We start from the raw sequence: 24,873 nt of genomic DNA, 5'->3' as shown, positions 1-24,873 counted from the left end.
GTCCCTCCGCGGCGCTTCCTCAAGCGGTCGAGCCTGACCGTTTGGGGCACTTTAGGACTGGCGCCGCCGCGAGACATGGGCATGATCTGCCAAAGCGGCGCGGGCCGGGGCGTCAGACCACGTGGATCTCGAACCCGTCTCCGCTGACGACCTGCCCGGCGCGTATCTTCCGGGCCTTGCGCAGCTCCACCTCGCCGTCCACCCGCACGTTGCCCTCGGCGATGAAGTGCTTGGCGGCGCCGCCGCTCTCGGCTATCTGGCAGTACTTGAGCAGGTCGCACAAGGGGATGTGCTCGCTCTCCAGCTCGAACTCTTCCTTCACCGCGCCAGCATAGGCACGCGGGGTCAGATGCCCCGCATCCGCAGTACATGCAGCGCGAGCGTGAGGTTCAGCCGCAGGTGCGCGTCCTCCGTGAAGTTGCCGAGCAGGCGCTCGAGCTTCCCGATGCGGTAGCGCAGGGTGTTGTAGTGGAAGTGCAGGCGCCGGGCCGTCTCCGCCACGTTGAGGTTGGTCTCCAGCAGCACCTGGAGGGTGCGCCGCAGGTCGGCGTTCTCGGCGTCGTCGTCGCCCGCCAGCGAGCCGAGCGTCTCCCGGACGAACGCGTGCAGCTCGTCGGTGTCGTTGACGAGCGACAGCAGCCGGTAGACCCCCAGTTCGTCGAAGTGGGCGACGGCCCCAGCGCCGTGGAGCTGCCGCCCCACCCGGGCGGCCTTCAGGGCTTGGCCGTACGCGCCGGGGAGCGCGTCGACGCCGGTGGCGACCCGGCTGAGGCCCGTGGAGAACGAGCCGTCGGAGATCGCGGCCAGCGCGTCCCTGGCCACCCGTGGGGCGTCGGCGCCGGCCCCCACGACGGCGACCACCTCGTGGGAGAACCCGGCCACCGCGCCCTTCGGGTCGTGCTTGCGCACCGACGCCTGCCACGCGGCGAGCATGCGGTCCTGGACCGACCGCTCCTCGACGTCGGGGTCGATCTCGGCGACCAGCACGGCGACCGGCCGTTCGAGGTCCCAGCCGAAGGCCCGGGCGCGCTCGGCGACCCGCAGCCCGCCCCGGCCGGTGAGGACGTCGCGCAGGAAGTCGGCGCGGTACTTGCTCTCGACGGCGGTGACGGCCTCCTGGCGGGTGATGACCAGGGCCGCCACCGTGGCGGCGCGCTCCAGGATGCCCACGTCGCTGGGGTTGAGGGTGGCGTGGGCGCCGAACGCGACGATCCTGCCGTGGTGGTGGCCGCCCGCGACGACCGGGACGGCGACGTAGTGCCCGTCCGCGCCGGTCACCGGGGTGAGGGAGGTGGCCGGCGTCCGGCCCGCCGTGGTGTGGACCTCGCGGAGCATGGCGACCTGCTCGGCCTCGCCGGCCGTGGCCAGCACCGCCCCTGAGGCGTCGACCGCGGCGACCGCGACGTGGAGCAGCCCGGCGACCTCGGCCGTCACCTCCCGCATCCCTCCCCCGGCGAGCACGATCTGCACCAGCGCCCGGTGGGCCTCCTCCGTACGGGCGAGGATGGCGGCCTGCCGGTTCAGGATGTCGGTGAGCACCTGGTTGAGGATGTCGTCGAAGCCGACGTCGTTCGGGAGCAGGATCAGCGGGAACCCCAGCCGGTCGGCCTGCTCGACCATCTCCCCCGGCAGCTCGTCCAGGTAGCGCCCGAGCTTGATCGCCAGGGCGGCCAGGCCGCGCTCGTCGAGGTCGGCCACCAGCCGGTCGAGCGACTGCGGCGTGTTGCGCAGCGGGTAGCCCGTGGTCAGCAGCAGCTCGTGGGGCTTGACCCACGCCAGGATGTCCGGCACCTCCATGACGTTGAGCCGTTGGACGATGCGGTCGAGGCCGCTCTTGCCGGCGATGAGCCGGGCGTCGGCCAGCGTCGACACGCCCAGCACCTCGCCGACCGACACCCCGTGGAGGATCGTTCCAGTGCTGGCCAGCCGCATGGCCGGGGGTGCCGGGTCGTTCGTCATGATGTGCTCCGGTGGTCCCGAGGTTCAGGACGTATCAGGAAGATTGTGCCTGAACGACCTTCCTGTCAGGAAGAGCCAAGCTTTGGGCCGACTGTTGGCAGCTTTCTCCGTACGGAGGGTCAGGGCCGCGCTCTACCGTCGGCAAGGACTGGCTTCAGGAGGTCCGGTGACTGTTGGCACGCGTCCGAGAGCCCCCAGAGCACGGCGGGAGCCGGCGTCCCGGGTCCCGCCGAGCCCCGCGTTCGTCAGCGGCGCCGCCAGCGTCGCGCTGCGCCCCGCGCTGGAGTCGCCCCGCCGCCCGGCCCGCGTGCTGGCGGCCTTCCCGCTCGCCGTCTACCTGGAGGTCAGGAGCGAGACCGAGCCCCACGTCATCGCGCTGGTGACCGGCGAGGGCACCCGGCTGCCCAACGCCGTCGTGCTGGGCGAGCCGCTGGACGGCTTCTCGGCCGGCGACGACGGCTGGGTGGGCGACGGCGGGATCGAGATCGGCGGGCTCGGCATCACCGTCCGGCGCTGGTGGGACCCGGCGCCGCCGCTCGCGCCCGCCGACCCGGACCGCACGGCCGAGGCCGCCGACCGGCTCGCCGCGCTCCGCGAGGCGTCGCCGCGGCAGCCCGGCCTCGTCCCCGGGGGCGCCCCGGCGCTGCTCGCGCAGGGCTGCCTGTCGGGCCGTCTGGTCGACGCCGTCACCGCGGCGGAACGGCTGATCGGGCTCGGGCCCGGGCTGACTCCCAGCGGGGACGACATGCTGGCGGGCCTGCTCGTCGCGCTGCGGCACCTCGGGCGGGCGGCCGGCGCCCCCCGCGCCGTGTGGCTGGCCGACTGGCTGGCCGCCACCGTGACGTACGACGCCCGCACCCGCACCACGCCGATCTCGGCGACCCTGCTGCACTGCGCGGCCCGGGGCGAGGCCAGCCCCGAGGTGACCGGCGTCCTGAGGGGCGTCGCCGGGCACCAGCCGCTGGAGGCGGCCGTCACCCGGCTGCTCCACCTCGGCCACACGTCGGGCGCCGACATGGTGTGGGGCGTCCACATCGGCCTGTCCGCCGTCCTGTCCCTGAGGGAGCGCCCGTGAACGATCTGGTCGACGTACGCGCCGGGGTCTACCGCGACTCGGTGAGCCTGATGCGGGTGAGCCAGTCGCTCGCCGCCCGGCCGGGCGTGGCCGTCGCCGTCGTCGCCATGGCGACCGAGCTCAACGTCGGGCTGGCGCGCGACCTCGGCTTCGACGTCCCGGCGGCCACCCCGGGCGACCTGCTCGTGGCGGTCCGGGCGTCGTCGGAGGCCGAGCTCGCCGAGGCGCTCGCCGAGCTGGAACGGCAGCTCGCGGCGCGCGAGCCGGCGGGCGGCTCCGGGACGCGCGAGGCGGCCCCGCGCACCACGAGGTCCGCGGCCCGCGGCTGGGACGCCGACGTGGTGCTCGTCAGCGTGCCGGGCGAGCACGCCTTCGCCGAGGCGATGGACGCCGTGGAGGCCGGGCTCTCGGTCATGGTCTTCAGCGACAACGTGCCGGTCGAGCAGGAGATCCTGCTGAAGGACCGGGCGCTGGAGAAGGGCGTGCTCGTGATGGGCCCCGACTGCGGCACGGCCGTGGTCGGCGGGGCGGGGCTCGGCTTCGCCAATGTGCTGCGGCCCGGCCCGGTCGGCGTGGTCGCCGCGTCCGGCACCGGCGCCCAGCAGGTGACGAGCCTGCTCGACCTCGCCGGGGTGGGCGTCAGCCATCTGCTCGGCGTCGGCGGGCGGGACCTGTCGGCCGCCGTGGGCGGCCGCTCCGCCGTCCAGGCGCTGCGGGCCCTCGACGCCGACCCGGCCACCGAGCTGATCGTGCTGGTCTCCAAGCCGCCCGCGCCCGAGGTGGCCCGGGCCGTCCAGGCTCTGGACCTCGGCACGCCGGTCGTCGCCGCGCTCCTCGGCCCCGGCGAGGACGACCTGACGGCGGCCGCGGAGAAGACGCTGCGCGCGCTCGGCCGCGACGTGCCCGAGTGGCCCTCATGGCCGGCCGGGGGCGGCCGGGAACCCGGCGGCGGCCCGCTGCGCGGGCTCTACTCCGGCGGCACCCTGTGCACCGAGGCCGCGCTGATCGCCGGCACGGGCGAGTTCACCGACTACGGCGACGACGAGTACACCCGCGGCCGGGCGCACCCGATGATCGATCCCGCCCTGCGCCTGGAGGCGCTGGCGGGGGTCCGCGAGGGGGTCGCGCTGCTCGACGTCGTCCTCGGCCACGGCGCCGACCCGGACCCGGCGGCCAGGCTCGCGCCCGCCGTCGAGGAGGCCCGCGCCCGCGGGGTGGCGGTGGTCGTCGCGCTCATCGGGACCGAGGGCGACCCGCAGGGCCTGCGCGGCCAGGCGGAGCGGCTCGGCGCCGCCGGGGCGGCCGTGTTCACCTCGAACGCGGCGGCCGCCCGCCACGCACGCTCGCTCGCCACGGGCTGACCCCCGCCGGCCACCCGGCGCCGTCACCGAACCGCCGCCCCCAGCCGAACCGCCGCCCACACCCGCACCGCCGCCCACACCCGCACCGCCGCCGACCACGAGCGGCCCGTTCGCGGGGCCGGCGGGGACCGCCGCCGATCGGTCCCCTGCCGGCCCACCGTCCGACCCAAGGAGCCCGATGACCCTCTCGATGCTGAACGGCGAGCCACGCGTGATCACGGTCGGCGCCGAGCTCCTCGGCGAGGCCCTGGACCACCAGGCCGTGCCGCGCCGGGCCGTCGACTGGCGCCCGCCGCTTCCCGGCGCCTCCACGGCCCTCGCGGCCGTGCTGGCCGACCCGCGCCGCGCGCGGGCCAACGAGGTCGCCGTGGGACGGCTCACCTCCGCCCGCCCCCGGCTCGTCGGCGTACGGCCGGCCAGTGAGGCCCTCGGCCTGGAGAAGGGCACGTTCTTCCACGCGGGGCCGCCGATCGACTGGGAGCGGGCGTCCGGCCCGATGCGGGGGGCGCTCATCGGGGCCATGCTGTTCGAGGGCCTGGCGACCACCCCCGAGGAGGCGGAGGCCCGGCTCGCGTCCGGGGACGGCATCACGCTCGACCCGTGCCACCACCACCGGACGGTCGGGCCGATGGCGGGCGTGGTGAGCCCGTCCATGTGGATGCTTGAGGTCGCCGACGCCGAGCACGGCGGCACCGCGTACTGCTCGCTGAACGAGGGCCTCGGCAAGGTCCTGCGGTACGGCGCGTACGGCCCCGAGGTGGTCGACCGCCTGCGCTGGATGGGCGAGGTGCTGGGGCCGGTCCTGGCGGCGGCGCTGGAGCGCACCGGGCCGGTCGACCTGCGCAACCTGATCGCCCAGGCCCTGCAGATGGGCGACGAGCTGCACAACCGGAACCGGGCGGCCACCTCGCTGCTGCTGCGCGAGATCGCCCCGGCCGTGGTCGAGGCCGCGCCGGACCGGGCGGCCGAGGTCCTGCGTTTCGTCAACGGAAATGATCATTTCTTCCTGAACGCGGGAATGGCGGCGGCGAAAGTCAGCGCCGACGCCGCGCGGAACGTTCCGGGATCGAGCCTCGTGGTGGCGATGGCGCGCAATGGAACGGAATTCGGAATCCAGGTGTCCGGCCTGGGGGACCGCTGGTTCACCGGGCCCGCCGGGGTGCCCGACGGCCTCTACCTCGGGGGGTACGGCCCGGACGACGCCAATCCGGACATCGGGGACTCCACGATCACCGAGACGACGGGGCTCGGCGGCTTCGCCATGGCGGCCTCGCCGGCCATCGTGCGGTTCGTCGGCGGCGACGTGTCGGACGCCGTGGCGGCCACCACCTCGATGTACGAGATCACGCTGGCCGAGCACCCGGCGTACCAGATCCCGGGTCTCGGGTTCCGCGGCACGCCCGTGGGGATCGACGTGACGCTCGTGGCGCGCACCGGGCTGCTGCCGGTCGTCAACACCGGCATCGCCGGCCGCGTCGCCGGAACCGGCCAGGTCGGAGCGGGTCTGGTGAGCCCGCCGGCCGAGGCGTTCACCGCCGCGCTGGAGGCCTTGGCTGCAGGATGAATTCCCTTTGACCGCCGTTTGACCCTAATATCGGTGGCCGACCTCAGATATCCGATGGAATTCGCACGATCCGTTCGGGGGATCTTGCGGATCGCGCGCGAATTGGGGACCTTTCTATGACGACCGATCGCCTGCTCGGTATGGTCCCCCCTATGCCGGAGGGTCAGGGCCACATGGGAGGCGTACCGGGCGGAGCGGCTCCCGAGGGGCAGGGACGGCTGGTGGGCCGCCGGTACCGGCTGCTGTCGCCCGTCGGCCGCGGGGGCATGGGGATGGTCTGGCACGCGCACGACGTGCTGCTCGACCGGGACGTCGCGGTCAAGGAACTGCTGCTGCCGTTCGGCCTCGACAACGCCGGCGCCCAGGCGGCGCACCGGCGGATGCTCCGCGAGGCGCGCTCGGCGGCCAGGCTCAGCCACCCGGGCATCGTGACCGTCCACGACGTGGTCGAGGAGGACGGCCGTCCCTGGATCGTCATGGAGCTCGTCCGCGCCTGGTCGCTGGAGCAGGCCGTGCGGCAGAGCGGGCCGCTGCCCGTCGTGCAGGCCGCCGAGATCGGCATCCGGGTGCTCGACGCGCTGCGCCACGCCCACGCCGCCGGCATCCTGCACCGCGACGTGAAGCCCGGCAACGTGCTGCTCACGGCCGACCGGGTCGTGCTCACCGACTTCGGCATCGCCGCCATCGAGGGCGACGTCACGATCACCCAGACCGGGCTGCTGATGGGCTCCCCGGCGTACATCCCGCCGGAGCGGCTGCAGGGCCGCCCGATCACACACGCGGCCGACCTGTGGTCCTTCGGGGCGACCCTGTACGCCGCCGTGGAGGGCCGCCCGCCGTACGAGGGGCCGGACGCCGTGGCCGTGCTGGGCGCGGTGCTCACGCAGGAGCCCAACCGGCCGCAGCGGGCCGGCGCCCTGCTGCCGGTCATCGAGGGCCTGCTCCGCAAGAACCCGGCGGACCGGCTCCCGGCCGCCCAGGTGGCCGACATGCTGGAGCGGCTCCTGCACACCCACGGCGCCGGCGTGCCGGGCCGCGGCGCGCCCTCCTCGATGCCCACGCCGCACGACTCGACCCCGGCCGGGCTGCTCCCGCCCCTGGACATCCCCTCGGGGCCGCTGCCCTCGCGCATCATCGAGACGCCCTCGGGGCCGGTCCGGGTGCCGTACGCGCCGGACGGCCGGGCCGCGGCGCACCCCCTCGCCGGTCCGCAGACCGTCTCCGGCCCGCACCCGCTGGCGGCGCCGTCCGCCGTCACCGGGCCCCAGGCCGTGCCGGCCGCCTTCGACGCCCTCGCCTCGCCCTCCGGCTCGTCGCACGCGCCGGAGCGCCGCGACGGCATGTGGCCGGCCCCCGCGCCCGGCGACCTGCCCGGCGACCTCGGCGCCGGCGCGCCGGGCGCCGAGTGGGGCGACGGCGCGCGCGACACCGGCGAGCACACCGTGGGTGGCCGCCCGCGGCCCCGCCCGTCGCGGCACTCGACCCCCGAGCCGCCGGAGGCGGCGCGGCTGGGCGGGCGGAGCCGGCGGGCGCACCACGACCCGCCGCGCGAGCGGGACTCCCGGTCGACGATCCTCCTGGCCGTCGCGGCCGTCGGCGTCATCGGCGTGCTCGTGACGGTCCTGCTCGTGCTGCTGCCCGGCGGCGGGGACGAGTCCCAGGAGCCGGTGGCGGCCTCGGGCCGTCCGGTGACCACCACGCCCAAGGTCGCCGCGCCGTCCGCGCAGCCGCTGGCCGCCGCGGAGGCCCCCCGCGGCTACCGCGTACGGTCCGAGGGCGGCGTGTCGATCGCCGTGCCCAAGGAGTGGACGGTCTCGAGCCAGAACGGCGCCGTGCTCTACTCCGGGCCCAAGGACAGCGCCCAGCACATCAAGATCGAGAAGATCGCCGACGGCAGCCTCTCGGCGCTCCAGGCGGCCGAGCAGAGCCTGAACATCAAGGACTACCCGGACTACACCCAGATCCAGCTGCGCCAGGCGAGCTACAAGTGGCCCGCGGCCGACTGGGAGTACACCTACACCAACTCCAGCCAGGTCACGATCCACAGCGTGACCCGGTACGTCGAGGCGGACGGCCAGGCCTACGCCGTCACGTTCACCTCCCCCGACTACGACTGGAGCGAGTCGGCCGCGGCGGTGCGGCAGACCCTGTTCGCCACGTTCGCCCCCGCCTGAACCCGTCTGAATCCCGGCCTGAAACCCGGTCTGACCCCCGGCTGAACCCCGGCCGGCTCGCGTGGGCCGTGGAGCGTCACCTGGCTCCAGTCACCAGGCGGCGGTCACCTGGCCATGCTCACCTGGAGACGGTCACTTGGCGTCGGCGTAGCAGCGGACGGCGACCGCCTCCATCGGGAACCGGACCGGGGTCGCGCCGAACAGCAGCCGGGTGGCCTCCTCGGCCGCCCGGGCGACGTCCGCCCGCACCTGCCCGGCCAGGTCGAGCGGGCAGTGCACCATCACCTCGTCGTGCTGGAAGAACACCAGCCGCGCCGGGTCGGGCAGCAGGCCGCGCAGCACGGCCATCAGCGTCGTCGCCCACTCCGCGGCGGTCGCCTGCACCACGAAGTTGCGGGTGAACCGGCCGCGGTCGCGGGCCGCCCGCGCCCCCTCCGGCCCCGACACCAGCCGCCGCCAGCGCTCCGACGGCGGCGGGCTCGTGCGGCCCAGCCACGATCTGACCAGCCGCCCCTCCTCCCCCGCCCGGGCCGCGTCCTCCACGAACGCGTACGCCTGCGGGAAGCGCTGCCGCATCACGGCCAGCAGCCGTGGGGCGTCGCCGCTGGTGCCGCCGTACATGGCGGAGAGCATGGCGATCTTGGCGGCGTCCCTGGCGCCGCCGAACGCCTGGGCGAGGGCGGCGTACAGGTCGATCTCCCCGGCGGCCCGCGCGAGCCCGCGGTCGCCGGACATGGCGGCCAGCACGCGCGGCTCCAGCTGGGCGGCGTCGGCCACGACCAGCGTCCAGCCGTCGTCGGCGACCACGACCCTGCGCATGACCTTCGGGATCTGCAGCGCTCCCCCGCCGCTCGTGGCCCACCGGCCGCTCACCACGCCGCCCACGACGTACTCCGGCCGGAGGCGGTGGCCGCTGACCCACTGGTCGGCCCAGGCCCAGCCGTGGAAGCTGTACAGGCGGGCCAGCTCCTTGTACGCGAGCAGCGGCGCCGCCGCCGGGTGCTCGACCGTCTTGACGACGTGGGACCGGGTGGACGGGATCTCGATGCCCACCGCCTTGAACGCCCGCACGATCTGCTGCGGGGAGTCGGGGTTCACCGCCTGGCCGAGGGCGGCGGAGACCTCGTCGGCCAGCGCCTGGAGCCGGGCCGGCCGCAGGCCGTGGGCCGGGCGCGGCCCGAGCAGCTCGGTCAGCAGCGCGTCGTGCACGTCCTCCCGCCAGGGCATGCCGTCGTGGCCCATCTCGCCGGCGATGAGCGCCCCGGCCGACTCGGCGGCCACCAGGAGCCGGAACCGCGCCGGGTCGGCCGTGCGGGCGATCCGGCGCCGCTGGTCCTCGAAGACCTCGGCCACGAGGTCGGCCTCCGGCACGTCCGGGCCGGGCCGCACGGGCTCGAAGAGACTCTCCTGGGCGCCCTGAGGGCGCTCCTGCGCGTCCTCGGGCACCGGGAGGCCGTGGAGGCGGGCGTAGGCCGCTCCGGCCTGTCTGGGCTCGCCGTAGCGGCCCTCAGCGGCCAGCAGCAGCCCCTCGGTGAGCGCGAGGTCGTGGCAGCGCGACACCCGGACCCCCCGGGCGAGGAGCGAGGGGTAGACGCGCCGCGCGTCGGCCCACACCCACCGCGGCCGCCCGGCGTCCGGCCACCGGTCGGGGACGTGCCCGGCCTCCAGGTCCCGCACGGCGGCCGCGAGGTCGGGCACCCGGGTCGCGCGGCCGCCGAGGGGGCGGATCGTCCCGCCCCCCTCCGGATCGGCCGCCACCACAACGTGCACGCCCCCAGCCTGCCAGTCCGCACCGACAACACCGCGCCCCGCCGAGCAGGCCCGCCGGCGCGGGCCGGCCGAGCGGGCCGAGTCAGAGCGGGATCTCGACCTCGTCCTCCAGCGGCGGGTCGATCTCCTGCGGCAGGCAGCCGGTGGCCGCGAAGCACCGCACCTTGAGCAGGCCGCCGGTGACCGACAGGTGGAGGAAGCTCTTGAAGAACGGCGGGGTGTCCCAGTCGGACAGCTCCGAGATCCACCTGTGGAAGGTCCGCCCGACCGGCAGGTGGAACGGCATGGGCCAGCCGCCGAGCAGCCGGGCGGCCCACTTGGTCCTGGCCGTGACCGGCGCGCCGGGCGTGGGCCGCGGCGGGGTGTTGCCGATCTGCCGCGACATCAGCTCCAGGCCCTCCTCGGGCGTGATGTAGAGCCACCGCATGCGCAGCCGGCGGCTGTAGAGCAGGCTGTAGAAAGACAGCGAGTCGCCGCGCAGCGGGTAGCAGCGGAAGTCGTCCTCCCGCACCCCGGCCACGTCCACCCGGGGGATCGTGTGGGTGGCGTGCATGAACGCGCCGCCCCCGCCCGACACGATGTACTGGATCACCCGGCCGTCCACCCGGACCGGGTAGCGCTCGTAGTTGTGCACGTCGCCGCCGATCGCGGCCACGTAGTTGTTCGCCGGGTCGCGGACGATCTCGTCGACCGTCCCGCCGCCCTCGATGGCGCACGGGTGGTACTCGTTGCGCACGTAGATCGGCTTCCCGGTGATGAGGATCTTGGGCCGGGGGTCGGCGGACACGCGGCGCAGCCACTCGCCCTGCTCGCGGTCGATGTCGCCCGCGATGCCGGTGTCGATGCCGACCAGCAGCAGCCGTCCGGCGTCGATCACCCAGTACGGCGCGGGCAGCATCGCCTGCTGCTCGGGCAGCGACCTGAGCGTGCGCGCCTCGGCGAGCGCCGCCTCGTCCACGACGTCGGGCTTCTTCCACAGCAGGCCGCGCAGCCCGGACGGCGACAGCCGGAACCCCTGCCGCTCGATCTTGAGCGCGTGGGCCTCGCAGAAGACGCGCATGAAGCCGCCCAGGCCGTCGTACCAGTCGTGGTTGCCGGGGACGGCGTAGATGGGCGCCCGGTAGTCCTTGTAGGGGCGGAAGAACTTGTCGCCGTACTCGTTGCCCGACCCGGTCGGGTAGATCACGTCGCTGGCGACGACCGCGAACGCCGTCCCCTCACCGATCTTGAGCAGGCCGGGCACCACCGCGTACTGCGAGGCGTCGCCCTCGCCGGTGTCGCCGAGGACGAGGAACGAGAAGTCGTCCCCGGGCTCGATCCGGATGCGGAGGTCGGGGTCGGCGCCGTGCTCCCGCTGGGCCGCCACCCACCGGCGGCGCACCTCCTTGGACGGGTCGCCGAACAGCTGGGAGAGGATCTCGTTGCGGGAGCGCCACAGCGTCCGGGGCGACAGCCAGGTGAAGGAGTCGCGGTTGGGCCGGAGGCGTTCGAACGTCCCGATCTCCTGGCAGTTCCACCCCGCGCCCTCCTCCGAGACCCGGGACGAGACCTGCTTCCCCCGCGCGGCCGCCGCGCCCACATCGACCATGGGGACAATCTTGACGTTTCTAGGGGATCAGCACACCCGGGTTGAGGATCCCGGCCGGGTCGAGCCGCTCCTTGATCCCCCGCAGGATCTCGCCGCCCAACTCGCCGATCTCCAGCGCGTACGCCGGCCGGTGGTCGCGGCCCACCCCGTGGTGGTGGGAGACGGTCCCGCCCGCCCGCACGATCGCCTGGGTCGCGGCCCGCTTGGCGGCCGCCCACTGCCCGATCGGGTCGCCGGTCTGGGCGGTGACGACGGTGAAGTACAGCGAGGCCCCCGTGGCGTACACGTGGGAGACGTGGCACATGACCAGCGGCGACCCGAGCGCGCCCGCGAGGGCCAGCCGTACGGCGTCGTAGAGGCGCGGCAGACCCGACCAGAAGCAGGCGGTCTCCAGCGTCTCCACCGTGGCCCCGGCGGCCAGCAGCGCGTCGCGCAGGTAGGGCGCGGAGTAGCGGCCGTAGGCCCAGGCCTCGCCCGGCTCCGGGCCGAGGAAGACGCCGCCGGCCGCGGCCAGCACGGCGGCGGCCCGGTCGCGGCGGTGGGCGACGTCCCCGGGCCCGCCCTCGTAGCCCGCCACGAGCAGGCAGCCGGAGTCGGACGACAGGCCGCCGCCCAGCTCGGTGGGCCTGGCCAGGCCCACCATCGTCTCGGCCTCGTCCGACAGCCGCAGGACGGTCGGCGGCGGACCCTCCTGGGCGAGCCTCCGCACGGCGTCCACCCCCGCGGCGAAGCCGTCGAACCGCCAGCCCTCGTGCACGCGGACGGCCGGGGCCTCGCGAACGCGCAGCCGCAGCGACGTGATCACGCCGAAGGCGCCCTCCGAGCCCAGGATCACCTGCCGCAGGTCGGGGCCGGCGGCGGACTTGGGCGCCCGGCCGAGGTCGAGCGTCCCCCGGGGGGTGGCGACCGTCATCCCGACCACCATGTCGTCGAAGCGGCCGTACCCGGCCGACGCCTGGCCGCTCGACCTGGCCGCGGCGAACCCCCCGAGCGTCGCGTACTCGAAGGACTGCGGGAAGTGGCCGAGGGTCAGCCCGTGCCCGGTGAGGAGCTGCTCGGCCTGGGGGGCGCGCAGCCCGGGCTCGAACTCGGCCACCATCGACACGCGGTCGACCGACACCAGGCGGTTCAGCCGGGCGAGGTCCAGGGCCACGACCCCGGAGAAGCCCCGCCGGGAAGCGACGAGCCCGCCGACCACGGAGGTCCCCCCGCCGAACGGCACGACGGCCACCCGGTGCGCCGCGCAGAGCCGCAGCACCTCGGCCACCTCCTCGTGCGACCCGGGGAGCACGACGGCGTCGGGCGCGTCCGAGCCGTCGCCCGCCCGCATGAGCAGCAGGTCGGGGGTGGACTTGCCGCGGGTGTGCCGGATGCGGGCGTCGTCGTCGGACCGCACGTGCGGGGCGCCGACGACGCCGGCCAGGGCGGACAGCACAGGGGGCGGCAGCGCGGACGCCGGCAGGCGCACCTCGCCGAAGGTGGCGGCCGGCGCGGCGGGCTCCCGTACGCCGAGCAGCTCGTGCAGCAGCTTGCGCACCGGGTCGGGCAGGTCCACGGCCTTGGCCGGGTCTCCCCAGCCGGACCAGAGCATGGGTTCCGCGGGGGTCAACGGGGTTTCCACGTCGTGCACGCCTCCAGATAGGTTACCCAAGAGTAATGCGGAAGTCTGGAGAGGGCATGAACTCCTCCCTCAACGCGGCGCGGCGCGCCCGTGAGCTCCAGGAGGCGCGCGACGCCGTCCTGGACGTCCTGGTGGTCGGACTGGGGGCGACCGGCGCCGGCGCCGCGCTCGACGCGGCCTCCCGCGGTCTGTCGGTGGCCGCGATCGACGCCCACGACCTGGCCTTCGGCACGTCCCGGTGGAGCTCGAAGCTCATCCACGGCGGGCTGCGCTACCTCGCCAAGGGCCAGGTCGGCGTGGCCCGCGAGAGCGCGGCCGAACGGGGCCTGCTGCTCGGCCGCACCGCCCCCCATCTCGTCACGGCCCAGCCGTACCTGCTGCCGCTCACGCCCGGGGTGGGCCGGGCGCAGGCGGCCACCGTCATGGCCGGCTACCGGCTCGGCGACGCACTCCGCGCCGCGTCCGGGACGCCGCGGCGGACGCTGCCGGGCCCGGCGCGGGTGCCCGCCGCGCGCGCCCTCGCGCTGGCCCCCGCCCTGCGGGCGGAGGGCCTGCGCGGCGCGCTGCTGTCGTGGGACGGGCGAGTGGTGGACGACGCCCGGCTCGTGGTCGCGCTCGCCCGCACGGCCGCAGGCCACGGCGCGCGGATCCTCACCCGCTGCCGGGCGCTCGCGCTGTCGGGGGACGGCGCCCAGGTGCGCGACGAGCTGACCGGGGAGGAGTTCGGCCTGCGGGCGCGGGCGGTGGTCAACGCGACCGGGGTGTGGGCCGGGGGGCTGGTGCCGTCCGTGGCGCTGCGGCCCTCCCGCGGCACCCACCTGGTGCTGCGGCCGGGCGCCCTGGGCGGGCTGCGGGCCGGGCTGCACGTGCCGATCCCCGGCGAGCGCAACCGCTACGCCCTCGTGCTCCCGCAGGCCGACGGGCGGGTCTACGTCGGGCTGACCGACGAGCCCGTGGACGGTCCCGTCCCCGACGTCCCCGAGGCGCCGGAGAGCGACGTGGCGTTCCTCCTGGAGGTGCTCGGGACGGTCCTGGAACGGCCCCTGGAGCGCGCGGAGGTCGCCGGGGCGTTCGCGGGCCTGCGACCCCTGATCGACGCCCCTGGGGGCCGTACAGCCGATCTCTCGCGCCGCCACTCCGTGCTCCGCTCCCCCGACGGGGTCGTCACCGTCGTGGGCGGCAAGCTCACCACCTACCGGCGGATGGCCGAGGACGCCGTCGACGCCGCGTGCCCCGGCGCCCCGGCGAGCCGTACGGCCCGGCTCCCGCTGGTCGGCGCGGGGACCGCCGACGGGGCGCCCAGGCGTCTCCTGGAGCGGTACGGCGCCGAGGCGGCGGCCGTCCAGGCGCTGGCCCGGGAGGACCCGGCCCTGGCAGAGCCGGTCGTCCTCGGGGTGACCAGGGCCGAGCTGGTCTGGGGGGTGCTGCACGAGGGCGCCCTCGACGCGGACGACCTGCTCGACCGCAGGACCCGCGTCGGCCTGGTGCCCGAGGACCGCGAAAGGGCCCTGCCCGCCGCACGGGAGGCGTTCGAGGCGGCCTCCCGGGGGCATCGGGACGCGTGATCCCTGCGGGGCGCTTGACGTAGTTGCTAAGGTAAGACTTACCTAACGGCACAGGGAGGGCGGGACCGGATGGCCAACGGCTGCGAGCATCCGCGCTCCTGCCATAGCGGCGAGGCGCCGATCCTGGCGAGCGCGACCGTCGGCGCGCGCTTCTGGCTGCTCGTCGAGCACGACGGGCCCTGGGCCGCGTCCGTCGGCGAGTCCCGCCTGCCGGACGGGATCCGCGCGCTCGTCGACCGGGCCGCCTCGCTCGGGATCAGGCCGCAGCTGATCCGCCGCCCCGGCAGCCGCAGGGCGGGAGGGGCGCAGGCGCTGCACGTCTTCGTGGCCTCCTCCACAGGGGACGCGCCGTGGCTGGCAGAGGCTGTCGTCGGGCACCCCGACGATCTTGACCTGGGCTCTCTCGTGGACGGAGTGGTTCCGGAGTCCTGCATACTGGTGACGGAGCCGATGTTCCTGGTCTGCACGCACGGCAAGCGCAACGCGTGCTGCGCCCGGATCGGCCTTCCGCTGGCCCGGTTCCTTGGTGAGAACCTGCCCGGCGAGGTGTGGGAGACCACACATGTCGGCGGCGATCGATACGCCGCCAACCTCGTGTGCTTGCCACACGGGCTTTACTACGGCAGCATGTCTCAGGCTGCTGCGATCGCGGCGGCAAACGCGTACCGGCACGGCGAGGTCGTCCTCGACCGTTTCCGGGGACGCGCGGGCATCCCTGAGCCACTGCAAGCCGCCGAGCACTTCGTCCGGTCCCAGACCGGGGAGCTCTCGGTCGGCGGGGTGGCCGTGGAATCCTCCCGGTCGGAAGGCGACGCCACGGTTTGCGTCGTGCGCTGCACGACGCGGCGTGGGACGTCGCGATTTCGGGTCGTGGTCGAACCCGCGGTGGTCACGGCACCGTGCGGAACGGTCTGCGCCGACGAGATCACGACCTACAGGTTGGCCGAGCTGAGGCAGCTCACGCCGGCGTTGACCTGAGCCGTCCGGGACGGGAACACCACGGCCCTTCCCTGCGTTGGCACAAGGGACGCCACAAGCGTCCAAAGCGGCACAAACACGAAATACCTCTCACCAAAGGTGGTTTCTCATGTCTCAGGTACGTCGGCAGCTCGCCCGCCCGCGCCCCAGTTGGGGATGGCAGGATGATGCCGCGTGCCGGGGAGAGGACCTTGTGCTGTTCTTCGGTCCTGACGGTGAGCGTCAGCCGGAGCGGGACATCCGCGAGCGCAAGGCCAAGGCCATCTGCGCTCAGTGTCCCGTGCGCGCCGAATGCCTCGACTACGCCCTCTCGCGGCCGGAGAAGTACGGCACCTGGGGTGGTCTGAACGAGGACGAGCGCGCCTCCGAGCGTCGTCGCCGCATGCGCCGCGCGGCGAGCGCCGGCATCAGCGCCGTCGCCTGAGCCGCTTCCCCCTTCCCCCGACACGCGCTTCAGCCGAGGGTGTCCCGCTCAGCGGGGCACCCTTTTCGGCGTCCCCGGGCCGGCGCCCGCGCCCCCTTCGCCCGCCCCTGCCCGGCGTTCCCCAGGCCCGCGGCCGTCCCGTCAGCCCCCGGGAGGCGGCGCGGCCAGCAGGGCGAGCACGTCCGCATCCGTGAGCTGGTCGAACAGCTCGTACCACTGGCCCACCGCCCGGAAGCCTCCGGGCGTCGCCAGCACCACGACCTCGTCGGCCTCGTCACGCATGTCCTCGGCCGTGTCCGCGGCGGCCACCGGCACGGCCAGCGTGACCCGGCCACGCCCGCCCTGCAGGGCCCGTACGGCCCGCAGCGCGGCGCGGGCGGTCCCGCCCGTCGCGAGGCCGTCGTCCACGACGATCACCGTGCGGCCGGCGAGGTCTGGCAGCGGCCGCTCCCCCCGGTACACCCGCACCCGCCGGGCGAGCTCGCGCCGCTCCCGCCGGACGACGGTCTCCAGGTCCTCCGGCCCCATGTGGAGCCGGCCGAGCATCCTCGTGTCGAACACCGGCTCGCCGCCCTCGGCGATCGCCCCCACCCCGAGCTCCGGCTGCCCGGGGAACCCGATCTTCCGGGTGACCAGGACGTCGAGGGGGGCGCCGAGCAGATCGGCCACCGGGGCGGCCACCGCCACCCCGCCGCGCGGGAGCGCCAGCACCACCGGGTCCTCCGGGTTCGTCTCCCGGAGGGCCTCGGCGAGCAGCGCCCCCGCCTCCGCGCGGTCGAGGAACGGCAGCCGCACCCGGGTGGGGCTCATGAACCCGGCATACCCGGCATCATTCGCCTTCTAGCCTTCCCCCGGTCACGGGCGGGACCGGCCGCGCATCTCCTTGTGGATGACCTTCCACTTGCGCCGTTCCTCGCTGCGCAGGCGCGCGTCGCTCCGCCGGGCCATCCAGGCGGCCTCCCGCTGGAGGCGGTTCCAGCTCTCCAGCCGCCGTTCGGGCAGGTCGCCGGACGCGACCGCGGCGAGCACGGCACACCCGGGCTCGTCGGCGTGGCCGCAGTCGGAGAACCGGCAGTCCGCGGCCAGTTCCTCGATGTCGGCGAAGACCAGGTCCACGCCGTCGCTCATGTCGTACAGCCCGACCCGGCGGATGCCGGGGGTGTCGATGACGATGCCGCCGCCGGGGAGCGGGATGAGCTGCCGGTGGACCGTGGTGTGCCGGCCGCGCCCGTCGGCCGCCCGCACCTGCTGGGTCTCCATGACCTCCGCGCCGGCGAGGGCGTTGACGAGCGTGGACTTGCCGGCGCCGGACGGGCCGAGGACGACGGCGGTCCTCGCGCCGTCGAGGTAGGAGCGGACGAGGTCCACCCCCTCCCCCGCGGCCGCGGACACCGGGTGCACGTCGACCCCCGGCACCGCGTCCGCGACGTCGGCCAGCAGGTCGGCCAGGGCGGCGCCCGCGGACGCCTCGAACAGGTCGGCCTTCGTGACGAGGACGACGGGCGTCGCGCCGCTCTCCCAGGCCAGCGCCACGAGCCGCTCGATCCTGCCGAGGTCGGCGAAGTCCGTGGCGTGCATGGACGGCTCGGCGACGAACACGACGTCGACGTTGGCCGCGAGGACCTGGCCCTGGCCGTCGCCCGACAGGCCGCCGCGGGAGTCGCGGCTGACACCGCCCCGGACGAACGCCGTACGGCGCGGCAGGACCTCGGCCAGTTCGTAGCGCCCCTCGTCGAGCGGGGCGAGCGCCGCCCAGTCGCCCACGCAGGGCAGCGCCACGGGGTCGGACGCGGCGGCCCGCCGGACGCGCGCGCCGTACCTCGCCTGGTGGCGGCCGTCGGCGGCGACCACCTCGGCGGCGCCCCTGTCGACCCGCGCCACGCGGGCGGGGACCGTGCCGCCGGGGAGCGCGGCGGCGAGGCCGTCGTTCCAGCCGAGAAGAGAAAGATCGTTTGACGGATACATCGCTGAGTCGGACACCCTTCGGAGACCGGGTGTCCCGCGAGATCGTCTAGGCGGGCACCCGGAAGTGGACGGACGGCACGGTCGTCAGAAAGACCCGCATAGTCGTCACCTCCCCATCCCGTGAGCCGCCCTCGCGGCGGCGATGGCGAAACCGTACCGCGCCCGGGGCCGGTCCGCGCAACCCGATTAGCGGCCCGATCGACGGAACCCGGTCGACGGCCGGCTTCCGGCGGTGTGCCCGTGACGCGCGCCGGCCCCGCGGCGGAGACGTCCGCCGCGGGGCCGGTGTGAGCCGGGTCAGGACAGGCCGGGCGCCGGGAACTTCCCGGTCAGCTCGGTGACCTCCTGGTGCACGCGGCCGATCACGTCCTCCGCGTCGCCCTTCGCGACCGCGGTGACGACCTCGTCGATCCAGGCGCCGATCTGCCGCATCTCGGCCTCGCCCATCCCGCGCGAGGTGACCGACGGCGTGCCGATCCGGATGCCGGAGGGGTCGAACGGCTTGCGCGGGTCGAACGGCACGGCGTTGTAGTTGGTCTCCAGCCCCGCCCGGTCGAGTGCCTGGGCGGCCGGCTTGCCCCCGACGCCCTTGGACGTCAGGTCCATCAGGATCAGGTGGTTGTCGGTGCCGCCGGAGACCAGGTCGAAGCCGCGGGCCAGCAGCTCCTCGGCGAGCGCCCGGGCGTTCTTCACGATCTGGGCGGCGTACTCCCGGAACTCCGGCTGGGCGGCCTCGTGCAGCGCCACCGCGATCGCGGCCGTGGTGTGGTTGTGCGGCCCGCCCTGCAGGCCCGGGAAGACCGCCTTGTTGAGCGCCGTCGCGTGCTCGTCCGACGTGGCCATGAGCATGGCGCCGCGAGGACCGCGCAGCGTCTTGTGGGTCGTCGTGGAGATCACGTCGGCGTGGCCCACGGGCGACGGGTGCGCGCCGCCCGCCACGAGGCCGGCGATGTGGGCGATGTCGGCCGCGAGCACGGCCCCGACCTCCCGGGCGATCTCCGCGAACGCCGGGAAGTCGATGGTCCGCGGGATCGCCGTGCCGCCGCAGAAGATCAGCTTGGGCCGGTGCTCCAGGGCGAGCGAACGGACCTCGTCCATGTCGATGCGGCCGGTGTCCTTGCGCACGCCGTACCGGACGGCGTTGAACCACTTGCCGGTGGCCGAGACCGACCAGCCGTGGGTGAGGTGGCCGCCGAACGGCAGGCCCATGCCGAGCACGGTGTCGCCCGGGCTGAGGAACGCCAGGTAGACGGCGAGGTTCGCGGGCGAGCCCGAGTACGGCTGGACGTTGGCGTGGCCCACCCCGAACACGGACTTGGCCCGCTCGATCGCGAGGGTCTCGATCTGGTCGATGACCTGCTGGCCCTCGTAGTACCGCTTGCCCGGGTAGCCCTCGGAGTACTTGTTCGTCAGGACCGTCCCGGTCGCCTCCAGGACGGCGCGGGAGACGTAGTTCTCCGAGGCGATCAGCTTGACGGTGTCGGCCTGGCGCCGCTCCTCCGCCCTGATCAGCGCGGCGATCTGGGGATCGACGTCGGTCAGCGATTTCTCGGTCATGGCGCCTTCCTTCTCCATCGACGGCGGCGGCGACCCAGGCGCACGGCCTCCGCGTTTTCGCTCCCCGGTGGTGCCCCACCTAGCGACGCGCCCGAGAGCACGTCAGCGCCAGTCGCGACGTCTCACTTTATCCGAGCGGCGCCGCTCCCCGGGGGGCTTGGATCACGATCCGCCGTGCGGGTGCCGATGGTGGTGGCGGCCGACGCCGTTCAGCGGCCACAGCCGGTCGATCTCGGCGTTCAGCGTCGCCCCGATGAGCACGGCGAGGGCGGTGATGTACAGCCACAGCAGCACGGCGATCGGGGCGGCGAGCGAGCCGTAGATCGACAGCGGCGTGAACCAGGCGGCCAGCACCTCGCGCAGCACGGCGGCGCACAGGATCCAGATGACCAGCGCCAGCGCGGCGCCGGGGATCTCCCGCCACCAGCGGGTGCGGCGCGGCACGCTGACGTGGTACAGCAGCGTGAGCATCAGCACCGAGCCCACCACGACCACCGGCCAGTAGAAGACGGTCACGAACACGGCGTAGCGCGGCAGCGCGTTCGACAGCAGGGTGGGCCCGACGACCAGGATCGGCATGACCACCAGGCCGCTCAGCAGGGCGGCCACGTAGAGCGCGAACGACAGCACGCGGGTGCGGATGATCCCCCGGGTCTCCCCCAGGCCGTACGCGATGGAGATCAGGTCGACGTACACGAACAGGGCGCGCGAGCCTGACCACAGCGACAGCAGGAAGCCGACGGAGATCAGCGACACCTGGCCGCCGCTCAGGACGTCGGCCAGCAGCGGCCTGACCACCCGCTCGACCGTGTTGTCGGTGAACAGCAACTCCGACTGCTCGATGACCCACTGCTTGATCTCGCCGACCGTGCTCTGCCCCAGCAGCCCGCTGAGGTGGCCCATGACGCCGAGGAGCCCGAGCACGAACGGCGGCAGCGACAGCAGCGCGAAGAACGCGGCCTCGCCCGCGAGGCCCGTCACGCGGTAGTTGATCCCCGCCATCGTGGTGGCCTTCGCCAGCGCCCACAGGCCGGTCTCGCCGATGCGGTTCAGGCGCGCGCGGGCAAGCTCCATCCCACGGCGCGAGATGTGCCGCGATCGGCGCGTCGGCGCGTCCGTGGAGGTCATGGCACCCAACCGGTCATGAGAACAGTGCACTACCCGCTGCCGCGGCGGATAGTACGGACCTGCGGGGCGGATCGTCGCTGCCCAGGATAGGGGTGTGCGGAGCGTGCTCGCGAGGTCCCGCGCCAAGCTGTCGGAAGCCGTCAAACCGGATGTCGCCGGCGGGTCCGGAGAACGTAACGCCGGTGACATCTCCGGGTGACGCGCCACTCATCCGGCCGTGACCGGGGGGAGCATGGAGACATGATCTGCGAAGCGTGCGCCGGCCGCCGGCACGAGGAGTGCCGCGGCGGCTCCTGGTGCGACTGCCAGCACCAGGAACCGTGGGAGACGGGCGAGGCCGAACCTCCGGAGAACTGGGTCAGGCAAGGATGACGTAAAGAGGATTTGTCCGGTTAAAGCCTCGTTACAGTCCCGCATCGTGGACACGAACTTGGACATCCAGGATCTCCGGGGTATCGTTTGGGACATGCCAGCGGACCCGTTGCTCGTCGTGCGACGCCACGTCGATCTCCTGCGTGTCCGCAGCGCGATCTGTACTGACGCCGGCTGACCGTCGCCCTCCGCTGTTCAACTCGGGCGCGCGGCCTGGCGTCTTTTTTGTGCCCTCACACTCGACGGCGAGGTGAGAGGCCGCCTGCGCCGGGCGCCCGACGACCGATCCTCAGACCGATCCTCGGAGAAGGACGTGCCCATGAGCACCCCGGCCCGCCCGGCGAACCGCCACCACAAACGCCCGCGCGGCGAAGGCCAGTGGGCTCTCGGTTACCGTGAGCCGCTGAACAAGAACGAGGAGAACAAGAAGAACGACGACGGGCTCAACGTCCGTCAGCGGATCATCGACGTCTACTCCAAGCGGGGCTTCGACTCGATCGACCCCGCCGACCTGCGCGGCAGGTTCCGCTGGTTCGGGCTGTACACGCAGCGCAAGCCCGGGATCGACGGGGGCAAGACCGCGATCCTGGAGCCGGAGGAGCTCGACGACCGCTACTTCATGCTCCGCGTCCGGATCGACGGCGGGCAGCTCAGCCTGGAGCAGCTGCGGGTCATCGCCGACATCTCGAACACGTACGCCCGGGGCACGGCCGACATCACCGACCGGCAGAACATCCAGCTCCACTGGATCGAGATCGAGGCCGTCCCGCACATCTGGGCCCGCCTCGAGGCGGTCGGCCTGTCGACGACCGAGGCCTGCGGCGACACCCCGCGCGTCATCCTCGGGTGCCCGCTCGCGGGCATCGACGCCGACGAGGTGATCGACGGCACGCCGCAGATCCGCGAGGTCAACGAGCGCTACATCGGCGACCAGGCGTTCTCGAACCTGCCGCGCAAGTTCAAGACCGCCATCGGCGGCTGCCCGGCCCACTGCACCGTCCACGAGATCAACGACGTGGCTTTCGTGGGTGTCGTGAACGAGCGCGGCGAGCCGGGCTTCGACGTCTGGGTCGGCGGCGGCCTGTCGACCAACCCGATGTTCGCCAAGCGCCTCGGCGCGTTCGTCCGTCCCGAGCAGGTCCACGAGGTGTGGGCGGGCGTCTGCGGGATCTTCCGCGACTACGGCTACCGGCGGCTGCGCCACCGCGCCCGCATCAAGTTCCTGGTCAACGACTGGGGAGCCGAGAAGTTCCGGCAGGTCCTGGAGACCGAGTACCTGAAGTACGCCCTCCCGGACGGCCCGGCCCCCGAGACGCCGCGCGGCGGCCGCCGCGACCACGTCGGGGTCCACCCCCAGCGGGACGGCAACTTCTACGTCGGCTTCGCCCCCAGGGTGGGCCGGGTGGACGGCGACACGCTCCACCGGATCGCCGACATCGCCGAGCGGCACGGCTCCACCCGGGTCCGCACGACGGTCGAGCAGAAGATGGTCGTCCTCGACGTCGCGCCGGACCAGGTGGACTCGATCGTCCGCGACCTCGAGGCGGCTGACCTGCGGGTGACGCCGTCCACGTTCCGCCGGCAGACGATGGCGTGCACCGGCATCGAGTTCTGCAAGCTGGCGATCGTCGAGACCAAGGGGACGGCCTCCGGCCTGATCGAGGAGCTGGAGCGGCGCCTGCCCGACTTCGCGGAGCCGCTCACCATCAACGTCAACGGCTGTCCCAACTCCTGCGCCCGCATCCAGGTGGCCGACATCGGGCTCAAGGGCCAGCTCGTCGTGAACGACAAGGGCGAGCAGGTGGAGGGCTACCAGATCCACCTGGGCGGCTCGGTCGGCCTGAACCCGAGCTTCGGCCGCAAGGTCCGCGGGCTCAAGGCCACGGCGGAGGAGCTGCCCGACTACGTGGAGCGGGTCGTGCGCAACTTCGAGAAGCAGCGCAACAACGGCGAGACGTTCTCCGAGTGGGTCCAGCGCGCCGACGAGGCCGACCTCAAATGACCGAGCGGGCGGCGCCCTTCTACTGCCCGTACTGCGGCGAGGAGGACCTGGAGCCGTACGTCACGGAGGAGGAGAGCCACGGATGGTACTGCCGGTCCTGCGCCCGCGCCTTCCGGGTGAAGTTCCTCGGCCTCGGCGTCCGCTCCTGAGCCCCCCGCCCGCCTCCGATCCCACAACCCCGAAGAACCAGACGAACGATGCCTGAGGAGTAACGATGTCATTGGTGGAGATAGAGGCAGGACTGGAGCGCCAGCGAGTGACGCTCGACCTGCAGGGGATCGTCGAGTCCGCCGCCGAGTTCCTTGAGGACGCGCCCGCCCGCGAGATCATCCGCTGGGCCGCGGCCACGTTCGGCGACCGCCTCTGTCTCACCTCCTCGATGAGCGACGCCCTGCTGATCGACCTGGTCAGCCGGGTGAAGCCCGGCGTGGACGTGCTGTTCATCGACACCGGCTACCACTTCGCCGAGACGATCGGCACCCGGGACGCGGTCGAGGCCGTCTACAAGGTGAACCTCATCAACATCACCCCGTCCCGTACCGTCGAGGAGCAGGACCGCGACCTCGGGCCGCGGCTGCACGGGCGCAACCCCGACCTGTGCTGCTACCTGCGCAAGGTGGAGCCGCTCAACCGGGCCCTCGAGCCGTACCTCGCCTGGATCTCCGGCATCCGCCGCGACGAGTCGCCCACCCGGGCCGGCACGAAGGTCGTGGAGTGGGACGCCAAGCGGCAGATGGTGAAGGTCAACCCCATCGCCCGGTGGACGCAGGAGGAGGTCGACAACTACATCGCCGACAACGGCGTGCTGATCAACCCGCTGCACTACGACGACTACCCGTCGATCGGCTGCGCCCCCTGCACCCGCCGCGTGGCGCCGGGCGAGGACCCACGCAGCGGCCGCTGGGCCGGGCTCGGCAAGATCGAGTGCGGCATCCACCTCTGAACCCGCCCATCGGACCGTCCGCCGTGACCACCGCCCGTCCGCGCATCCGCCCGCACGGCGCCCCGCCGCTCATCGCGGTGGCGCACGGGTCCCGCGACCCGCGCGCCGCCGTCGCGGTGGAGGCGCTGCTGGAGGGTGTCCGGCGGGCGCGGCCCGGCCTCGACGTCCGCACGGCCTACCTCGACCACGCGGCGCCGGCGCTGCCGCAGGCGCTGTCGGGGCTGGACGAGGCCGTCGTCCTGCCGCTGCTGCTCACGGCGGCCTACCACAGCCGGGTGGACATCCCCGCGGCGCTGCGGGAGTCGGCCGCCCGGCGCCCGAGGCTGCGGGTGGCGCTCGGCGCGACGCTCGGGCCGCACCCGCTGCTGGTCGACGCCCTGGAACGGCGCCTGGCCGAGGCCGGGGTCCCGCTCGGCGACCCGGACACGGCCGTGGTGCTGGTGTCCGCGGGGTCGAGCGACCGCCGGGCCAACGCCACCGTCGGCGGCGTCGCCCGGACGTGGGCCCGGCGGCGTCCCTGGTGGTCGGTGACGCCCGCCTACGCCTCGGCCGCCGCCCCCACCCCCAGGGACGAGGTCGTACGGCTCACGCGCGCCGGAGCCCCCCGCGTCGTGGTCGCGCCGTACCTGCTGGCGCCGGGCCTGTTCGCGGACCGGGTGGCGGGCGACGCCCGCGAGGCGGGCGCCGAGGTGGTCGCCGACGTCCTCGGGCCGGCCCCCGAGATCGCCCGCATCCTCCTGGAGCGCTATGACCAGGCCCTCCACCGACCGGAGGCCGTCGCCACCGCCTGACCGGCGCCACGCGGCCCGGGACGGCACGCCCGGCCG

At 74.1% G+C, this 24,873-nt stretch carries 20 protein-coding genes and 1 riboswitch; of the genes, 11 read left to right on the top strand and 9 right to left on the bottom strand.

The features are described from left to right. Positions 1–112: 112 nt before the first annotated feature. Together Mco01_RS06560 and Mco01_RS06555 are read right to left on the bottom strand one after the other, a co-directional pair. On the bottom strand, positions 113–322 hold the full coding sequence (locus tag Mco01_RS06560; RefSeq protein WP_036330137.1) for an RNA-binding S4 domain-containing protein: 210 nt from the start codon (positions 320–322) through the stop codon (positions 113–115). Positions 323–345: 23 nt separating this feature from the next. Continuing rightward, entirely contained in the window at positions 346–1,959 is a 1,614-nt protein-coding gene (locus tag Mco01_RS06555; RefSeq protein ID WP_204055943.1) for a PucR family transcriptional regulator, read from the bottom strand. Between the two features lie 166 nt (positions 1,960–2,125). Here Mco01_RS06555 and Mco01_RS06550 point away from each other — a divergent pair, with 166 nt between their 5' ends. From Mco01_RS06550 to Mco01_RS06535, 4 genes are all read left to right on the top strand, one after another. Then, positions 2,126–3,034 (top strand): oxamate carbamoyltransferase subunit AllH family protein, encoded by a 909-nt coding sequence (locus Mco01_RS06550; RefSeq protein WP_239103385.1) that lies wholly within the window; start codon positions 2,126–2,128, stop codon positions 3,032–3,034. Then, positions 3,031–4,395 (top strand): AllF/FdrA family protein, encoded by a 1,365-nt coding sequence (locus tag Mco01_RS06545; RefSeq protein ID WP_239103384.1) that lies wholly within the window; start codon positions 3,031–3,033, stop codon positions 4,393–4,395. Before Mco01_RS06550 ends, Mco01_RS06545 begins: the two co-directional genes overlap by 4 nt. A gap of 178 nt (positions 4,396–4,573) precedes the next feature. After that, complete coding sequence (locus Mco01_RS06540) at positions 4,574–5,959, top strand: YlbE family protein (protein WP_204055942.1); 1,386 nt, start codon at positions 4,574–4,576, stop codon at positions 5,957–5,959. Positions 5,960–6,111: 152 nt separating this feature from the next. Continuing rightward, complete coding sequence (locus Mco01_RS06535; protein ID WP_239103383.1) at positions 6,112–8,133, top strand: serine/threonine-protein kinase; 2,022 nt, start codon at positions 6,112–6,114, stop codon at positions 8,131–8,133. A gap of 132 nt (positions 8,134–8,265) precedes the next feature. Here Mco01_RS06535 and Mco01_RS06530 read toward each other — a convergent pair whose 3' ends face one another. From Mco01_RS06530 to Mco01_RS06520, 3 genes are all read right to left on the bottom strand, one after another. Beyond that, positions 8,266–9,903 (bottom strand): bifunctional 3'-5' exonuclease/DNA polymerase, encoded by a 1,638-nt coding sequence (locus tag Mco01_RS06530; RefSeq protein WP_204055941.1) that lies wholly within the window; start codon positions 9,901–9,903, stop codon positions 8,266–8,268. 82 nt (positions 9,904–9,985) lie between these two features. Continuing rightward, the gene (locus Mco01_RS06525) at positions 9,986–11,491 is read right to left on the bottom strand and encodes a metallophosphoesterase family protein (RefSeq protein WP_204055940.1); all 1,506 of its coding nucleotides are present in this window, start codon (positions 11,489–11,491) and stop codon (positions 9,986–9,988) included. Positions 11,492–11,510: 19 nt separating this feature from the next. Next, positions 11,511–13,082 (bottom strand): FAD-binding oxidoreductase, encoded by a 1,572-nt coding sequence (locus tag Mco01_RS06520; protein ID WP_204056133.1) that lies wholly within the window; start codon positions 13,080–13,082, stop codon positions 11,511–11,513. Positions 13,083–13,168: 86 nt separating this feature from the next. On the opposite strand from Mco01_RS06520, the gene Mco01_RS06515 reads away from it, so the two are divergent. From Mco01_RS06515 to Mco01_RS06505, 3 genes are all read left to right on the top strand, one after another. Next, positions 13,169–14,677: a glycerol-3-phosphate dehydrogenase/oxidase gene (locus Mco01_RS06515; RefSeq protein WP_204055939.1), complete on the top strand. Its 1,509-nt coding sequence runs from the start codon at positions 13,169–13,171 to the stop codon at positions 14,675–14,677. Between the two features lie 69 nt (positions 14,678–14,746). Then, positions 14,747–15,655: a ferredoxin family protein gene (locus tag Mco01_RS06510; RefSeq protein WP_204055938.1), complete on the top strand. Its 909-nt coding sequence runs from the start codon at positions 14,747–14,749 to the stop codon at positions 15,653–15,655. A 109-nt stretch (positions 15,656–15,764) separates the two neighbouring features. Continuing rightward, positions 15,765–16,079, top strand: coding sequence for a WhiB family transcriptional regulator (locus Mco01_RS06505; RefSeq protein WP_076434697.1), 315 nt, complete (start codon positions 15,765–15,767; stop codon positions 16,077–16,079). Between the two features lie 141 nt (positions 16,080–16,220). Here the strand turns inward: Mco01_RS06505 and Mco01_RS06500 are convergent, their stop codons facing one another. The 4 genes from Mco01_RS06500 to Mco01_RS06485 all read right to left on the bottom strand — a co-directional run bounded on the left by Mco01_RS06500 (position 16,221) and on the right by Mco01_RS06485 (position 20,675). Beyond that, a complete protein-coding gene (locus tag Mco01_RS06500) occupies positions 16,221–16,889 on the bottom strand; it encodes a phosphoribosyltransferase (RefSeq protein WP_204055937.1) in 669 nt (222 codons plus the stop codon). Between the two features lie 45 nt (positions 16,890–16,934). Continuing rightward, on the bottom strand, positions 16,935–18,044 hold the full coding sequence (gene rsgA, locus Mco01_RS06495) for a ribosome small subunit-dependent GTPase A (RefSeq protein ID WP_204055936.1): 1,110 nt from the start codon (positions 18,042–18,044) through the stop codon (positions 16,935–16,937). Between the two features lie 297 nt (positions 18,045–18,341). Continuing rightward, positions 18,342–19,619 (bottom strand): serine hydroxymethyltransferase, encoded by a 1,278-nt coding sequence (glyA, locus tag Mco01_RS06490; protein ID WP_425559996.1) that lies wholly within the window; start codon positions 19,617–19,619, stop codon positions 18,342–18,344. Between the two features lie 7 nt (positions 19,620–19,626). Continuing rightward, positions 19,627–19,727, bottom strand: a riboswitch (ZMP/ZTP riboswitch). Between the two features lie 36 nt (positions 19,728–19,763). Next, positions 19,764–20,675 (bottom strand): YihY/virulence factor BrkB family protein, encoded by a 912-nt coding sequence (locus tag Mco01_RS06485; RefSeq protein WP_204055934.1) that lies wholly within the window; start codon positions 20,673–20,675, stop codon positions 19,764–19,766. A 745-nt stretch (positions 20,676–21,420) separates the two neighbouring features. Here Mco01_RS06485 and Mco01_RS06480 point away from each other — a divergent pair. The 4 genes from Mco01_RS06480 (at position 21,421) to Mco01_RS06465 (ending at position 24,837) form a co-directional block, all read left to right on the top strand. Next, positions 21,421–23,103 (top strand): nitrite/sulfite reductase, encoded by a 1,683-nt coding sequence (locus Mco01_RS06480; RefSeq protein ID WP_204055933.1) that lies wholly within the window; start codon positions 21,421–21,423, stop codon positions 23,101–23,103. Further along, positions 23,100–23,252, top strand: coding sequence for a hypothetical protein (locus Mco01_RS06475; RefSeq protein WP_030505394.1), 153 nt, complete (start codon positions 23,100–23,102; stop codon positions 23,250–23,252). Before Mco01_RS06480 ends, Mco01_RS06475 begins: the two co-directional genes overlap by 4 nt. 65 nt (positions 23,253–23,317) lie before the next feature. Then, positions 23,318–24,046: a phosphoadenylyl-sulfate reductase gene (locus Mco01_RS06470; protein ID WP_036330168.1), complete on the top strand. Its 729-nt coding sequence runs from the start codon at positions 23,318–23,320 to the stop codon at positions 24,044–24,046. 23 nt (positions 24,047–24,069) lie between these two features. Continuing rightward, the gene (locus Mco01_RS06465) at positions 24,070–24,837 is read left to right on the top strand and encodes a sirohydrochlorin chelatase (protein ID WP_239103382.1); all 768 of its coding nucleotides are present in this window, start codon (positions 24,070–24,072) and stop codon (positions 24,835–24,837) included. The last annotated feature ends 36 nt before the right edge of the window (positions 24,838–24,873 follow it).

The organism is Microbispora corallina, from assembly GCF_016863035.1.
Taxonomy (GTDB): Bacteria; Actinomycetota; Actinomycetes; order Streptosporangiales; family Streptosporangiaceae; genus Microbispora; species Microbispora corallina.
The sequence above is the reverse complement of the archived record's forward strand: the minus strand, read 5'-3'. Positions and strand labels throughout refer to the sequence as shown.

What these genes read in the sequence shown, in the direction of transcription:
- Mco01_RS06555 (WP_204055943.1), bottom strand. Translation starts at nt 1,959, where the DNA reads ATGACGAACGACCCGGCACCCCCGGCCATGCGGCTGGCCAGCACTGGA.
- Mco01_RS06540 (WP_204055942.1), top strand. Translation starts at nt 4,574, where the DNA reads ATGACCCTCTCGATGCTGAACGGCGAGCCACGCGTGATCACGGTCGGC.
- Mco01_RS06535 (WP_239103383.1), top strand. Translation starts at nt 6,112, where the DNA reads ATGCCGGAGGGTCAGGGCCACATGGGAGGCGTACCGGGCGGAGCGGCT.
- Mco01_RS06525 (WP_204055940.1), bottom strand. Translation starts at nt 11,491, where the DNA reads ATGGTCGATGTGGGCGCGGCGGCCGCGCGGGGGAAGCAGGTCTCGTCC.
- Mco01_RS06520 (WP_204056133.1), bottom strand. Translation starts at nt 13,082, where the DNA reads ATGCTCTGGTCCGGCTGGGGAGACCCGGCCAAGGCCGTGGACCTGCCC.
- Mco01_RS06515 (WP_204055939.1), top strand. Translation starts at nt 13,169, where the DNA reads ATGAACTCCTCCCTCAACGCGGCGCGGCGCGCCCGTGAGCTCCAGGAG.
- Mco01_RS06510 (WP_204055938.1), top strand. Translation starts at nt 14,747, where the DNA reads ATGGCCAACGGCTGCGAGCATCCGCGCTCCTGCCATAGCGGCGAGGCG.
- Mco01_RS06505 (WP_076434697.1), top strand. Translation starts at nt 15,765, where the DNA reads ATGTCTCAGGTACGTCGGCAGCTCGCCCGCCCGCGCCCCAGTTGGGGA.
- Mco01_RS06500 (WP_204055937.1), bottom strand. Translation starts at nt 16,889, where the DNA reads ATGAGCCCCACCCGGGTGCGGCTGCCGTTCCTCGACCGCGCGGAGGCG.
- rsgA (WP_204055936.1), bottom strand. Translation starts at nt 18,044, where the DNA reads ATGTATCCGTCAAACGATCTTTCTCTTCTCGGCTGGAACGACGGCCTC.
- glyA (WP_425559996.1), bottom strand. Translation starts at nt 19,619, where the DNA reads ATGGAGAAGGAAGGCGCCATGACCGAGAAATCGCTGACCGACGTCGAT.
- Mco01_RS06485 (WP_204055934.1), bottom strand. Translation starts at nt 20,675, where the DNA reads ATGGAGCTTGCCCGCGCGCGCCTGAACCGCATCGGCGAGACCGGCCTG.
- Mco01_RS06480 (WP_204055933.1), top strand. Translation starts at nt 21,421, where the DNA reads ATGAGCACCCCGGCCCGCCCGGCGAACCGCCACCACAAACGCCCGCGC.
- Mco01_RS06475 (WP_030505394.1), top strand. Translation starts at nt 23,100, where the DNA reads ATGACCGAGCGGGCGGCGCCCTTCTACTGCCCGTACTGCGGCGAGGAG.
- Mco01_RS06470 (WP_036330168.1), top strand. Translation starts at nt 23,318, where the DNA reads ATGTCATTGGTGGAGATAGAGGCAGGACTGGAGCGCCAGCGAGTGACG.